This is a genomic window from Streptomyces sp. P5F9 (assembly GCF_057961495.1).
In genome coordinates, this window is record NZ_JBXVPZ010000051.1 from 1 (window position 1) to 13,235 (window position 13,235).

Annotated in this window: 11 protein-coding genes; 6 read left to right on the forward strand and 5 right to left on the reverse strand. The window is 70.9% G+C overall.

From position 1 onward, the window contains the following. The 3 genes from AC31A1_RS11865 to AC31A1_RS11875 all read left to right on the forward strand — a co-directional run. The coding region (locus AC31A1_RS11865; RefSeq protein WP_489653236.1) for an oligopeptide/dipeptide ABC transporter ATP-binding protein at positions 1 to 1,099 on the forward strand (1,099 nt) is incomplete at its 5' end. A gap of 49 nt (positions 1,100 to 1,148) precedes the next feature. After that, on the forward strand, positions 1,149 to 1,544 hold the full coding sequence (locus AC31A1_RS11870; protein WP_489653237.1) for a hypothetical protein: 396 nt from the start codon (positions 1,149 to 1,151) through the stop codon (positions 1,542 to 1,544). A 47-nt stretch (positions 1,545 to 1,591) separates the two neighbouring features. Further along, positions 1,592 to 2,947, forward strand: coding sequence for a helix-turn-helix domain-containing protein (locus AC31A1_RS11875; RefSeq protein ID WP_489653238.1), 1,356 nt, complete (start codon positions 1,592 to 1,594; stop codon positions 2,945 to 2,947). A 428-nt stretch (positions 2,948 to 3,375) separates the two neighbouring features. Here AC31A1_RS11875 and AC31A1_RS11880 read toward each other — a convergent pair whose 3' ends face one another. The 5 genes from AC31A1_RS11880 to AC31A1_RS11900 are packed head-to-tail and all read right to left on the reverse strand — an operon-like array spanning position 3,376 to position 9,967. After that, complete coding sequence (locus tag AC31A1_RS11880; RefSeq protein WP_489653239.1) at positions 3,376 to 4,797, reverse strand: maltokinase N-terminal cap-like domain-containing protein; 1,422 nt, start codon at positions 4,795 to 4,797, stop codon at positions 3,376 to 3,378. After that, the gene (locus AC31A1_RS11885; RefSeq protein WP_489653240.1) at positions 4,794 to 6,782 is read right to left on the reverse strand and encodes an alpha-1,4-glucan--maltose-1-phosphate maltosyltransferase; all 1,989 of its coding nucleotides are present in this window, start codon (positions 6,780 to 6,782) and stop codon (positions 4,794 to 4,796) included. The genes AC31A1_RS11880 and AC31A1_RS11885 overlap by 4 nt, the downstream gene beginning before the upstream one ends. A 27-nt stretch (positions 6,783 to 6,809) precedes the next feature. Continuing rightward, positions 6,810 to 7,403 (reverse strand): DJ-1/PfpI family protein, encoded by a 594-nt coding sequence (locus AC31A1_RS11890; RefSeq protein ID WP_489653241.1) that lies wholly within the window; start codon positions 7,401 to 7,403, stop codon positions 6,810 to 6,812. Between the two features lie 5 nt (positions 7,404 to 7,408). Further along, the gene (locus AC31A1_RS11895) at positions 7,409 to 9,085 is read right to left on the reverse strand and encodes a thiamine pyrophosphate-binding protein (protein WP_489653242.1); all 1,677 of its coding nucleotides are present in this window, start codon (positions 9,083 to 9,085) and stop codon (positions 7,409 to 7,411) included. 42 nt (positions 9,086 to 9,127) lie between these two features. After that, on the reverse strand, positions 9,128 to 9,967 hold the full coding sequence (locus tag AC31A1_RS11900; RefSeq protein ID WP_393037107.1) for a type 1 glutamine amidotransferase domain-containing protein: 840 nt from the start codon (positions 9,965 to 9,967) through the stop codon (positions 9,128 to 9,130). 318 nt (positions 9,968 to 10,285) lie between these two features. Here AC31A1_RS11900 and AC31A1_RS11905 point away from each other — a divergent pair, with 318 nt between their 5' ends. Genes AC31A1_RS11905 through AC31A1_RS11915 form a run of 3 tightly spaced genes read left to right on the forward strand, consistent with a single transcriptional unit; the run spans position 10,286 to position 13,203 of the window. Continuing rightward, a complete protein-coding gene (locus tag AC31A1_RS11905) occupies positions 10,286 to 10,699 on the forward strand; it encodes a nuclear transport factor 2 family protein (RefSeq protein WP_489653243.1) in 414 nt (137 codons plus the stop codon). A gap of 25 nt (positions 10,700 to 10,724) precedes the next feature. After that, positions 10,725 to 12,374, forward strand: coding sequence for a GMC family oxidoreductase (locus tag AC31A1_RS11910; RefSeq protein WP_489653244.1), 1,650 nt, complete (start codon positions 10,725 to 10,727; stop codon positions 12,372 to 12,374). 10 nt (positions 12,375 to 12,384) lie between these two features. Further along, positions 12,385 to 13,203 (forward strand): ester cyclase, encoded by an 819-nt coding sequence (locus tag AC31A1_RS11915; RefSeq protein WP_489653245.1) that lies wholly within the window; start codon positions 12,385 to 12,387, stop codon positions 13,201 to 13,203. Positions 13,204 to 13,235 lie beyond the last annotated feature (32 nt).

Genomic DNA, 13,235 nt, shown 5'->3' on the forward strand with positions numbered 1-13,235 from the left:
CCCCCAACGGATCGCGACCACTCCCCCCACACCGGCCTCCGCCCCGCCCGAACTCGTCCTGCGTGTCACCGGTCTGGCCAAGTCCTACGTCCCGCCCAGCGGCCGGCGTCGTCGCGAGCGGACGGTGGTCGCCGTGGAGGAGGTCGATCTGGAGGTCCGCCGCGGTGAGACCCTCGCGCTCGTCGGTGAGTCCGGGGCCGGGAAGTCCACGGCGCTCATGGAGATCGTGTCGCTCGCCGCGCCCGAGGCGGGCGTCGTGGAGATCCTCGGGCAGGATGTCGCGCGGCTGACCCGGCGTACCGCGCGGTTGCTGCGCGGGGCCGTGCAGATCGTGCCGCAGGACCCCATGTCGAGTCTTGATCCGCGGATGCCCGTGGGGGACATCGTCGCCGAGCCGTTGTACGCGCGCCGGGTGCCTCGGGACGTCGTGGCCGCGCGGGTTCCGCGGCTGCTCGGGCAGGTGGGGCTCGATGCGGGGGACGCGGAGCGGTATCCGCATCAGTTCTCCGGGGGGCAGCGGCAGCGGGTCGCCATCGCCCGGGCCCTTGCCGTCGAGCCGGCGTTGCTGCTGCTCGACGAACCCGTGTCCGCGCTGGACGTGTCCGTGCAGGCGCAGATCCTGGATCTGCTGCTGCGGCTCAAGCGGGAGTTGGGGCCTGCCTATCTGCTGGTGTCGCACGACCTCGCGGTGGTGCGGCAGATCGCCGACCGGGTGTCGGTGATGTACGCGGGGCGGACCGTGGAGACGGGGCCCGTGGCCGAGGTGTTCGACGCGCCGCGGCATCCCTATGCGCGGGCCCTCCTGTCGGCCGTCCCGCTGCCGGACCCGGTCGCCGAGCGCGCCCGGCGCCGGATCGTGCTGCCCGGCGACCCCCCGTCCGGTGTGCCGGTCACGGCGGGGTGCCGGTTCCTGGCCCGTTGTCCGGTCGCCGCGCTGCTCGCGCCGGGGCCCCGTACGCGGTGCGAGAACGAGATTCCGCGGGCTGCTCAGGTGACCGTGGCGGGCACGCACACCGTGGCCTGTCATTTCCCGCACGGTGGAATGCCCTGGCAGCACATACGGACGGACCGGGGGACGTCCGGCCGGCCGTCGTACTGACCGCCGGACCGTCCACCGGTCCGCTGAGCCTGGTGTGCCGTTCGTCCGTATGAGCGTCGCCTCAGCAGCAGGCACCGCTCGCACCGCTGGACTGTGCGATGCCTTCGCGCAGGGGATGGGTGGTGGCACCCGAACCGTTCAACCAGAGTCCGCTCGTCACAAGTCCACCGACGAAGATGACGATTGCTATGAGCGTGAATACTTTGATGCTCATGAAAATCTCCTCTCCGAGCATTTACGGATTGGCGCGTTGACAAGGAGAGTCAACAAGAACTTACTCAAGCAGTCAAGTATTAATCTAGCAAAAGACGATCTCGAAAAGCGGAATGCCCTTACCCATATTAAATCTGAATTGCCGTCAATTCAGAAAATGCCTGTCCAGACCGCTTCGCTCCAGCGAATCGATCACGCCGACTCCATTGGAGGCTCGGCGACTTACTGGTAACGTTGATCTGTCATCCCGGTGGTCATAGCCACCTCCAAGGAGCCCACATGGACCCTCTCGAAAACACGACGACGACAGGGCTGGGCGAGCGCATCCGGCTGCTGCGCGGCAAACGTGGCCTCAAGCAGCAGGATCTGGCGTCCAGCGAGATATCGGCGAGCTACATCTCCTTGATCGAATCCGGCAAGCGCGCCCCCTCGGAGTCCGTGCTCGCCGCGCTCGCGGAGCGCCTCGGCTGCTCCGCGGAGTACCTGCGCAGCGGCCGGGACGACCACGAGCTGGAAGAGGCACGTCTGCGGCTGGCCTTCGGCGAGATGGCTTTGCGCAACGGCAGCAACGGCGAGGCGCTGCAAACCCTCAGCGAACTGCTGACCAGGCCCAGCCTCCTGGACGTCTCCATGACCCGGCGCGCCCGCATGGGCCAGGCCTCCGCGCTGGAGAAGCTCGACCGCACCGAGGCCGCCATCGCGGTCCTGGAAGAGCTCTACCGCGACCCCGACCTGGCCCCGGGCTCCACCGAGTGGTGCCAGACGGCGGTCGCCCTGTGCCGCTGCTACCGCGACGCCGGCGACATCACGCTCAGCATCGAGATCGGCGAGCGGGCCATGTCCCGGCTGGACGCCCTCGGCCTGGACGTGACGGTCGACCACGTCCAGCTCGGCGCCACGCTCATGGCGTCGTACCACATGCGCGGTGACCTGACCCGGGCCCAGCTCATGGGCGGCAAGCTCCTCGACGCGGCGGAGAAGCAGGGCGCGCGGGCCGCGCGGGGCGCCGTGTACTGGAACGCGGGTCTGGTCGCCCGCTCCCGCGGCCAGCTCAACGAGGCCATGGCCCTGGTGGAGCGGGCGCTCGCGCTGATGTCCGAGGACGACAACCTGCGCCATCTCGCCATGCTCAAGATGAACTACGGCTCACTCCTGCTCCAGGTCGACGAGCCCGAACCGGCGCGCGGCAAGCAGCTGTTGGAGGAGGCACAGCAACTGCTGGCCGAGGTGGGCAACGCGCCGGAGCTGGCCCAGTGCGAGATCGGGCTCGCCGACGCGGACGCGATGCTCGGGCAGTGGGACGAGGCCGCGGCGCACGCCGAGCGCGCTCTCGGACTGACCGGCACCGAGTCCCGCATCCAGGCCGTCGGCGCCCGTGGCACGCTCGCCGAGATCCAGCTGATGCGCGGCAACCTCGACCAGGCCGCGCAGTATCTCCAGGCCGCCACCCGGCAGTTGCGCCAGTTCCGGCCGTCCCACCAGGTGGCTCTCAACTGGCGTTACCTGGGCGACCTGTGGAAGCGGCAGGGCAACACCGCCGAGGCCCTCAAGGCGTACGACCGGGCCCTGTCGGCCGCCGGTATGGCACCGCACCGCGACCCCAGCCAGATCTTCACCGAGCACCACCGCTCCTGAGGTCCCGGCCGTATTCCCGAATCCGGCCGGGTTCCCTACCGTCCAGGTGGAGTTCGGCTCGCGGGCGGCGCCGCGCAAAAGCGTGGACCATTGGCCGTCGGGCCTGGTAAAGGCATGGACCATCCGACGTCGAACAGACCGCCGGAGCAGGTCGCCCGGTTCCGTTTCCCGCCGGACCGGAGCCCTCCGCACCCCCCGCCTGGAAGAGTGTCCGGGCCGGGGGGTTTCGTCGTGTCTCCGGTCGGGGCGCCGGCGGCGGGCCGATGAACTCCCCCGAATTACCGCGCCGTTCGCCGGAACAGGGCCGCAGGACGGCTCTCATTTCCTGGCCCGGGAATTCCCGCCGCGCACCGCAGGCGGCAATTCCGAATACGGCCCGGATTCTCAATTCCCGGTCGGCGCAAGGGAATTCCCGGCGGTGGAGGCCGTCAGCGGGAGGCGTTCGCCAAGCGGTGCACGGCCGCGAGCGGGATCGGCAGCCGGTCGGGGCGGAGCCGCGACTCGTACACGGCCTCGTATACGGCCTTGTCCGCCTCGAAGGCCCGCAGCACCACGGGCCGGCAGTGCGGGTCCTCCCGTCCGGCCGCCGCGTAGCCCTCGATGAACGCCCGCCGGTTGCGCACCGCCCACGCGGAGGCCCGTCGGCGCCGACGCAGCCGTCGGGCGGGCGAGCCGTCCTCGGGATCGGCGGACTCCAGGCCGGCCAGGCCGGTGCGGGCCGCGTAGTCGAAGGAGCGCAGCATGCCGGCCACGTCCCTCAACACCGGCTGAGGCAGGGCGCGTTCGGCGGCGGTGCGGGCGGGTTCGCCCTCGAAGTCGACGATGCGCCAGCCGTCGGCGGTGCGCAGCGCCTGGCCCAGGTGCAGATCGCCGTGGGTGCGCTGGGCGAACACGGGGTTGCCGCGCCCGGCGACCCGGGCGTAGTCGTCGAAGAGGGCACCGATCCGGGTGGTGTAGCGAGCGAGCGCCGGGACCTCCTCGGCGGCCTCCTTGAGCCGCATGTTCATCCCCGCCGCCTCCTCGGCCACGTCCTGCGCCGTGAGCCGGCTGCGGCCGAACGCCTTGTCCAGCGCGCCGTGCACCTCGGCGACGGCACGGCCCAGACTGTGCGCGTGCGGGGTGAATCCGCCGCCGGTCGGTACGCCGCGGCCCGCGTCGTCCATGCAGTCGCTCGCGTGCCGTACCGCCTCCTCCCAGCCGTCCCGGGCGTCGGGCAGGAACTCCTCGACGAGGCCGAGCACCAGGCCCTCCGCGCCGGGGGCGTCGCTGTGCAGGGCGCCGTAGAGGCGGGGGGTGCGGGCGCAGTGTTCCCGGGTGAGGGCGTGCAGGGCCTCGACCTCGGTGTGCGGGCCGGGCTCGGGGCGGCGGAAGATCTTGAGGAGGATCTGGCCGCCGTAGGCCACGGCCGTGTTGCTCATCTCGCCGTCGAGCGGGTGGGGCACGAGGCCGACGGGGAGCGGATAGCGGCCGGTGCGTTCCAGGCGGGGTCCGGGGCCCGTGCCGCCGCCCGCCAGTGTGCGCAGGAGCAGGCCGAGGAGGGCGCCGTCGGCGAGGGCGTCGTAGACCTGCCAGCCCTGCCAGGGGCCGGCCGGGACGGTGGTGATCGCGGCGGGTTCGAGGCGGGCGGGGAGCTCGGGCCGCAGGCCCAGGAGGAGTTGGTAGTGCAGGGTCTGTCCGTCGGGGCGGGTGGCCGAGACCACGGCGTGCAGCAGCAGGGGTGGTTCGTCGCCGAGCGCGGAGGCCGCGCGGGCTTCGAGGCGTGCTCCGGTGAAGCGGGCATCGAACCAGCGGCGGCCTTCCAGCCAGGGTCCGAGGGCCGGGAGCAGGGGTTCGAGGATGCCGTCGCTCATGATCCCTCCGCGGGTGTGAGCACGTGCGCGACCTGGTGGGCCGGATCGAGGCGTACGTAGGTGGACTCGCGCCAGGCGTAGGTCGCCCCGGTGAGTTCGTCGCGCAGCTTGAGCGTGCCGTCGGCGGGCAGGCCGAGGGCGGCCGGGTCGCAGGTGACGGTGGCCTCGTGGGCGTGGTGCGGGTCGAGGTTGACGATCACGAGCACCAAGTCGGTTCCGCCGTCCGGGAGTTCGACGCTCTTGGTGTAGGCGAGGATCTGGTCGGAGTCGGTGCTCTGGAGGCGCAGGTTGCGCAACTCCTGGAGGGCCGGGTGCAGTCGGCGGAGCCGGTTGAGCAGGGTGATGAGGGGCGTGATGGTGCGGCCCTCGGCTTCCGCGTGTGCCCAGTCCCGGGGCCGGAGTTGGTACTTCTCCGAGGCGAGGTAGTCCTCGGTGCCCTCGGCCAGCGGGGTGTTCTCGCAGAGTTCGTAGCCGGCGTAGACACCCCAGCTCGGCGCGGCGGTCGCGGCGAGCACGGCCCGGACCTCGAAGGCGGGTCGGCCGCCGTGCTGGAGGTAGGCGTGCAGGATGTCGGGGGTGTTCACGAAGAGGTTGGGCCGCATGAAGTCCGCGCTGTCCAGGGCGAGTTCGGGCAGGTAGTCGGTCAGCTCCTCCTTGGTGTTCTTCCAGGTGAAGTAGGTGTACGACTGCTGGAAGCCGGCCTGCGCCAGCGCGTGCACCATCGCCCGCCGGGTGAACGCCTCGGCCAGGAACAGCACATCGGGGTCGGTGGCGTTGATCTCCGCGATCAACCACTCCCAGAACTGCACCGGTTTGGTGTGCGGGTTGTCCACGCGGAAGATCCGCACGCCCTGGTCCATCCAGTGCCGTACGACGCGCAGCGCCTCGGCGTACAGACCCTCGGGGTCGCCGTCGAAGTCGAGCTGGTGGATGTCCTCGTACGTCTTGGGCGGGTTCTCGGCGTAGGCGATGGAGCCGTCGGCGCGGTGGTGGAACCACTCGGGGTGCTCGGTCAGCCAGGGGTGGTCCGGGGAGCACTGGAGGGCGAGGTCCAGGGCGACTTCGAGGCCCAACTCCCTTGCTGTGGCGACGAAATGGCGGAAGTCGTCTTCGGTGCCGAGGTCCGGGTGGATCGCTTCGTGGCCGCCGTGCCGGGAGCCGATGGCCCAAGGTGAGCCGACGTCGTCGGGGCCGGCGTGGAGCGTGTTGTCGGCGCCCTTGCGGTGGGTCGTGCCGATCGGATGGACCGGCGGGAGGTAGACGACGTCGAAGCCCATCGCGGCGACGGCGGGCAGCCGCTCCGCGGCACTCCGCAGTGTGCCGCCGACCGGTCGGCTGCCCGCCTGGACCACCGCTCCCTCCGAGCGCGGGAACAGCTCGTACCAGGAGCCGACGAGGGCGCGCCGCCGTTCGACGCGCAGGGGCAGGGGCCGGGAGGCGGTGACGAGGTCACGCAGCGCGTAGCGCCCCAGGGCGGCCGTCACCCGGGGGGTGGTGACGGCGGACAGCCGGGCCGGAGGGGGGCCCAGGGTGTCGCGGAGCGCGGCCACGGCCGCGGAGACCGCCTCCCGGCGGTCCGATGCGGTGATGCCGAGTGCGGCCCGTTCGTGGAGCAACGCGCCCTCGGTCAGGGTGAGTTCGATGTCGACGCCCGCCTTTGTCTTCAGCGTGGCGTCGTGCCGCCAGCTCTCCAGCGGGTCGGCCCAGGCCTCGACACGGAAGGTCCACAGGCCCTCCGTGTCGGGCACCACGGTGGCCTGCCAGCGGTCGGCGTCCTCGTCGACGAGGGTCATCGGAACCCGGTGGGCGGGGCGCCCCGCCGGATCGTGCAGGACGACGTCCGCGGCGACGGCGCCGTGGCCCTCGCGGAAGACGGTGGCCGTGATGTCGAGGTGTTCTCCCGTCACGGCTTTGGCGGGCAACTCCCCGTCCCGCACGCGTGGTTGGACGTCGAGGACGGGGATGCGCCCGGTCACCGGTGTCATGGTCGACTCCTCCCCGCTCGGATCCCGTCAGCGGAGCCCGGTCGGGGCCGGCGTCCGGGCTGCGAGCAGGTCGATGATGGTCCGTGCGAAGAGGTGGCAGTGGTTGCCGGTGCGGCCGGTGACCAGGTCGTCGTGGATGACGACGTCCTGGTCGACGTACTCGCCGCCCATGTTGCGCAGATCGCCCAGCAGGTTGTTGTGCACCACCGCGCGCCTGCCCTGTATCAGTCCCTGCACGGGCGCGGCGAGCCACATGCCGTGGCAGATGATGCCCTTGAGGATCGCCGGGTCGGCGAACGCCCGGCGCAGGAACTGGCTGGCGGGCGGCAGCAGTTGGGGGTCCTCGGTGAAGCGCAGCCGGTCGGCGACCATCCCGGAGGGGACGATCACCGCGGAGTACTCCTTCAGCGCGAACTCGTCGAGGTCCTCGAAGGACTCGGTGACCTCGAAGGGCATGCGGTGCTCGTGGCCCTGGAAGGTCATCTGTTCGTTGCCCCACAGCCGGGACAGGAAGTGGACCTCGGCTCCCTCCTCGGGGAAGCGGTAGCGGTAGTAGAGGATCTCGGGCTCGTAGAAGTCGCTCTCCATCAGGACGGCGATCTTGTGACCGGACAGTCGCACGGCGGCTACCCCTTCCCCTTCGCGGTGACCAGGTCGATGAGGAACGGCCCGCGGTGCGCGAGCGCCTGCGCGACCGCCTCGTCCGCCTGTCCGGGCTTCTCGACCCGTACGGCGGCCACGCCGAGCGAGCCGGCGAGGGAGACGAAGTCGACGGCCGGGCTGCTCAGGTCGAAGATCTCGGGCTGTTCGTGGGCGGGGATGTGCTGCTCCCGCCAGTACTCCTCGATGTTGTCCTCAAGGAGCTGGTAGCTGCCGTTGTTGCAGATGACGAACTTGGTGGGGAGGCCGTAGCGGGCCGCCGTCCACAGTGCCTGGAAGGTGTACATGCTGCCGCCGTCGCCGGTGAAACCGACCACCGTGCGGTCGGGGTGGGCGAGTTGGGCGCCCAGCGCGCCGGGGATGCCGACGCCGAGGGAGCCGCCGCGGGTCTGCATCCACTGGCCCGGCACGGTCGGCGGGAGCCGGCGGAAGAGCGCCGGGGACGCCGTCAGGGCCTCGTCGAACAAGATCGCGTCCGACGGCAGCCGGCGGGCGAACTCGCGCGCGAGGGCGATGGTGGGCAGCTCCGCCGCCTCGGCCGCGGCCTCGGCCCGCTCGTCCGCCTTGGCGAGGGCGGCCGAGCGCTGCGCGGCGTGCCGGCGCAGCCGCTCGACCGCCGCGGTCCGCCGGCCCAGGCCCATCTCCCGGCCCAGCGCGTCCGCGAGGAGACCCAGGGTGGCCTTCGGGTCGGCGACGATGCCGAGGTCGACGGGGTGGTTCTTGGCGATCGCGCCGGAGTCGAGGTCGATGTGCACGACCGGGACGCCCGCCCCGAAGACGCCGTCGAGTGCCGGGTACACCTCGGGCAGTGCGTACGTGCCCACGATGAGGACACCGTCGGCGGCGCCGGTGATCTTCCGGCTCTGCTCGCCGAACATGTGGCCCAACTGGCCCGCGTAGGCGGGGTGTTCCACGGAGAGGTTGACCTCGGCCCAGTCCGCGCCGTACACATCGGCGCCCCACACCTCGGCCAGCCGCCCCAACTCCGCCTGGGCGCCCGCGAAGTGGACACCGTCACCGGCGATGACGATCGGCTTGCGGGCGTCGGCGAGCAGCGCCGCGGCCTTCGCCACGGTGTCCGGGGTCGGCAGGCTGCGGGTCTCCGGGTAGGACACGGGCACCACGGGTTCGGCGGTCTCGTGGTCCATGACGTCGGCGGGCAGCACGACCAGCACCGGACCGTAGGGCGGGGTCGCGGCGACCTTGAAGGCGCGGCGCAGGACGCGCAGCGTCGAGTCGGGATCGACCACGCGGGTGGCCCACTTGGTCACCGGCTTCGCCATGCCGACCAGGTCGGCGGCCATCTGCGCGTCCATGCTGTCGTAGCGCAGTCCGGATTCGCCGACCAGGGTGACGATCGGGGCGTGGCCGCGCATCGCCTGGTAGAGCATGCCGATGCCGTTGCCGAGCCCGACTCCGGAGTGGAGTTGCAGGACCGCCGGGGTGCGGGTGGCGCGTGCGTAGCCGTCCGCCATGCCAACGGCCGTGCACTCCTGCAGGGCCAGGATGTACTGGATCGAGGGGAAGGAGCGCAGTTCGTCGAGGAACCCCTGCTCGACCGTGCCGGGGTTGCCGAACATGAACCGGACCCCTTCGGCCTGCAGTTGTTCGAGCAGCGCGATCCGCGCGGGCCTGCTGTCCATCGTGTGCTCACCTCTCGTCGGAGCAAAGGGCGTCGGGCGGCCTCAGGCGGTCGCCGTGAACCCCCACTGCCGCAGGCCCTCTTCGAGGACCTCGACGGTCTTCTGACCGGTCAGATAGGAGTCGGGCGTCGAACGGCCCGTGATGAACGGGTAGTCGACGATGACGGAGGTCGTCTTGCCGAAGTTGCCGTGGTAGGCGCCGCCGGGTGCGGTGGCGTCGCGCAGGATGTACTCCAGCGGGTACGGGGGCGGCCCCATCACGAAGTCGGTGCCGAGGAAGCCGGTGCCGTCCTTGTAGTCGTACTCGATGCAGTGGCCGGTGACGTGCTTGCCCCGGATGAGGGAGACGCGCGTCTCCTGGTCGCGGGCGAAGGCGAGGCAGGCGACGCCGTAGCACTCGGCGGCGATCGGCCGGTCCAGTGCGTGGAAGGCGAGGATCAGGTCGTGGACGCGCCAGTTGTTGGCGAGGTCGACGATCGGTCCGCTGCCGCCGACGATCAGCAGCGCGTCGTAGCGGTCGGCGATCTGTGAACGCACCTGCTCCAGGCGGGTGTTGTAGGCCTCCCAGTCGCGCAGGAAGTACGGCTTGGACCGGTAGGGCCGGTCGGGCAGCCAGGACGACAGGTCGAGGGGGTTGTCGAGCCGGTCCGAGGCCTCGACCTTGCGTACCTTGTCCGCCGTCTCGGGCGTGGTGACGGAGCGGCCGAGCGGCGGGTCGACGTACTCGGGGTCCATGCTCGGCGGCAGCGCGTGCGGGCGCTTGCCGGTCGCGGTGGCGAAGGTGAGGTGATAGCCGGCCTGGTCGAAGGTCTCCAGGGGGCCGATCAACTCCTCACCCCAGTAACCGTATTCGGACAGGACGACCAGAATGCGCTTGCTCATGGGGTTCCTCCCGTTCGGCGGGACGGTGCCGACTGGCGGATTCCTGTCTACGTCGGCGGAGTTCGCGCCGGCCGTCGGCGGGGCCCGGGTCGCGGCACATCCTCAAGTGGCCGAACGCACTACGGCATGTCCTGGCCAACGATCTTCGACCTGTGAACCGACGGGCGTCCGGCGGGAGTTGCCGCAGCTCTCACGGCGACTTCGCACAGTGCGGCCGGTCCCCGTGCGCGAGCGGCCGGGGCGGGCGCGGTTGTGGGGTCATCGGACGTGTGTCGCTTCCGGCCCCCGGGAGCGGAACCCCGATGAGCGGAGACTTTCATGCCGAGCGAACAGACCGGCTCCGACCGGGAGATCGCCGCGTTCGCGCAGCGCTGGTACGACCTGCTGAGCGAGCACGCGCCGGTCGAGGAGCTGCTGCCCTTCGTCGCCGACAAGGGTCTGGTGATGGCCTTCCCGGAGCGGACCCTGTACAGCCACGCGGACTTCCTCGACTGGTATACGGCCGTGGGCGAGGCCTACACCGACCAGAGCCACACCGTGGAGGAGGTCACCTCCCACGAGGACGGCACCCGTATCGACGTCGACGTCACGGTGGTGTGGACCGCCAAGTCGACCGCGGACGGCACTGTTTCGTCCTTCCGGATCAACCAGAAGTGGCAGTTGGAACGGTCCACACCGGGTGCCCGTCCGCTGATCGTCGACTACCGGGTCGGCGAGCCGGCCGCGATCTGATTCCCGTCACCTTTTGGAGGCTGACATGCCGTCGAAGTCGGTGCCCTCAGGGGCCGATTACATCGTGGTGGGCGCCGGCTCGGCCGGCTGCGCGGTCGCGGCCCGGCTGAGCGAGGACCCGTCCGTGACCGTGGTCCTGCTGGAGGCGGGCGGCTGGGACGAGCGCCCCGAGATCCACCGGGCCGACGCGGCCTCGGTCCTCTCGCTGCTCACCGCCGAGTGGCGGAGCGAGATCGACTGGGGCTACGTCACCGAGTCCGAGGCGGGCATGGAGGGCCGCCGTGTCCCCGTGGCCCGTGGCAAGGTCGTCGGCGGATGCAGTTCCGTCAACGCCCTGATGTGGGTGCGCGGCAGCCGCCACGACTACACCCGCTGGGTCGCCGAGGGCGCCACAGGATGGTCGTACGACGACGTCCTGCCGTTCTTCCGGCAGGCCGAGGACTACTCGGGCGGCGCCGACGCGTACCACGGCGCGGGCGGTCCCGTGCGGGTGCGACAGCTCGACCAACCCGCGCCGATCGCGCGGGCGTTCGTGGCGAGCGCCGGTGAACTCGGCTACGCCACGGACACCGACGGCGACTACAACGGCGCCCGGCAGGAGGGCTTCGGCTTCCTGTACCAGACGTTCCGCGACGACGCGGGCCACCGGTGCAGCACCGCCGACGCCTATCTGCGCCCGGCCCTGGAACGGTCCAACCTGACCGTGCTCACCGACACCCTGGTCACCCGGCTGCTGCTCACCGGGACGCTGGCCACGGGTGTCGAGTACATCCAGGACGGCACCCGGCGCCGGCTGCGCGCCGAGGGTGAAGTCATCGTGTGCGCCGGGGCGTTCGAGACGCCGAAGCTGCTCATGCTGTCCGGCATCGGTCCGGCCGCACACCTGCGGGAGCACGGCATCCGGTGCGTCCAGGACCTGCCGGGCGTCGGCGCCGGTCTGCAGGACCACCTGTTCGTGCCGATCTGCTACCAGTCGCTGCGGGAGCACCCGGACGGGGCGCTGCTGTCCGAGGCGGGGCTGTTCACCCACACCCGCGAGGCGGGCCCGGAGGACGCCCCCGACCTCCAATTCACGTTCGGTCCCATCAAGTTCCTGCCTTCCGACGCCCCTGCCGACCAGTGGGAGGGGCCCGGCTTCACCTTCGCGCCGATCGCGCTGCGGCCGCAGAGCCGGGGCCGGATACGGCTGCGCGACAGCAGCCCGGAGTCCAACGCCGTCGTCAGCGCCGGCTACCTCACGTCCACGGCCGACGTCGATGTCCTTGTCCACGGTGTACAGCTGGCTCGTGAGTTGGCCGCCACCCGGGCGTTCGACCCGTTCCGCGGCGACGAGTTGGGCCCCGGCAAGGACATCACCGGCCCCGAGGAGCTGCGCGGATACGTCGCCGCCAACGCGACCACCCTGTGGCACCCGGCCGGCACCTGCCGGATGGGCACGGGCGCGGGCGCCGTCACGGACCCGGAGCTGCGCGTGCACGGCATCGCGGGGCTGCGGATCGCGGACGCGTCGGTGATGCCGTCGATCACCGCGGGCAACACGCACGCGCCCAGCGTCATGATCGGCGAGCGCGCGGCGGCGTTCGTCCGCGAGGCCGCCGTCCCGTCCCGGTCCGCTCCTTCGGAGTCCGTGCCGTCTCTCTCCGAACCGACCCTGTCCGACGTCCACTTGAGCTAGGGGATGCACCATGTCCGACCTTGACCAGACCCAGCAGGAGAACCTGAAGCTGTACCGGCGCTTCCTCGACGCGTTCAACGCCGGCGACCTGGCGGAGATCCCCCGGGTCATCGCCGCCGGCTTCACCGACCACCACCCCGGGTTCGACATCACCGGCATCGACTCCTACCTGGAGGCGCTGCGCGGGGCGTACAACTCCCTTGACCTGAAAGGCGAGTTGGACGAGCTGTCGGCGCTAGGCGAGGACCGGGTCCTGACCCGGGTCAAGCTGACCGGCACGCATCTCGCGCCGCTGCTCGGCTTCCCGGCCACGGGCCGCAAGGTGGAGTGGTCCACCACCGAGATCTGGCGGGTCGAGAACGGCCTGTTCGTGGAGCGCTGGGCGCAGGACGACATGCTCGGGCTGCGCGAGCAGATCTCCTCGGACGCCCTGAACCTGGCCGTCGTCCAGCAGGTCAGCGACGCCGTCAACCAGCGCCGCCTGGACGCCCTCGACGACCTGTTCGGGCCGACGTTCCACGACAACAACCCGGCGTGGAGCTGCGAGAGCCTGGAGGAGCTGAAGGGGATAATCCAGGGTGCGTACGACGGGCTCGACTTCTCCGTGCACCTCGACGCGCTCTACCCCGCCTCGCCGGACAAGGTGATCATGCACATCACCTTCCACGGCAAGCACATCGCGCCGTTCTTCGGCCAGGAGCCGACCGGCAAGGAGGTCTCCTGGACCAGCCTGGAAGTCTACCGGCTTGAGGACGGCAAGGTCGTCGAACGCTGGGTGCAGGCCGACACCGCCGGTCTGATGCGCCAGGTCGGCGTCCCGCTCCCCTGACCGATCCCGTACCCCGGAACAGCCACAGAAAG

What these genes read in the sequence shown, in the direction of transcription:
- AC31A1_RS11870 (WP_489653237.1), top strand. Translation starts at nt 1,149, where the DNA reads ATGAGCGTCGCCTCAGCAGCAGGCACCGCTCGCACCGCTGGACTGTGC.
- AC31A1_RS11875 (WP_489653238.1), top strand. Translation starts at nt 1,592, where the DNA reads ATGGACCCTCTCGAAAACACGACGACGACAGGGCTGGGCGAGCGCATC.
- AC31A1_RS11880 (WP_489653239.1), bottom strand. Translation starts at nt 4,797, where the DNA reads ATGAGCGACGGCATCCTCGAACCCCTGCTCCCGGCCCTCGGACCCTGG.
- AC31A1_RS11885 (WP_489653240.1), bottom strand. Translation starts at nt 6,782, where the DNA reads ATGACACCGGTGACCGGGCGCATCCCCGTCCTCGACGTCCAACCACGC.
- AC31A1_RS11895 (WP_489653242.1), bottom strand. Translation starts at nt 9,085, where the DNA reads ATGGACAGCAGGCCCGCGCGGATCGCGCTGCTCGAACAACTGCAGGCC.
- AC31A1_RS11900 (WP_393037107.1), bottom strand. Translation starts at nt 9,967, where the DNA reads ATGAGCAAGCGCATTCTGGTCGTCCTGTCCGAATACGGTTACTGGGGT.
- AC31A1_RS11905 (WP_489653243.1), top strand. Translation starts at nt 10,286, where the DNA reads ATGCCGAGCGAACAGACCGGCTCCGACCGGGAGATCGCCGCGTTCGCG.
- AC31A1_RS11910 (WP_489653244.1), top strand. Translation starts at nt 10,725, where the DNA reads ATGCCGTCGAAGTCGGTGCCCTCAGGGGCCGATTACATCGTGGTGGGC.
- AC31A1_RS11915 (WP_489653245.1), top strand. Translation starts at nt 12,385, where the DNA reads ATGTCCGACCTTGACCAGACCCAGCAGGAGAACCTGAAGCTGTACCGG.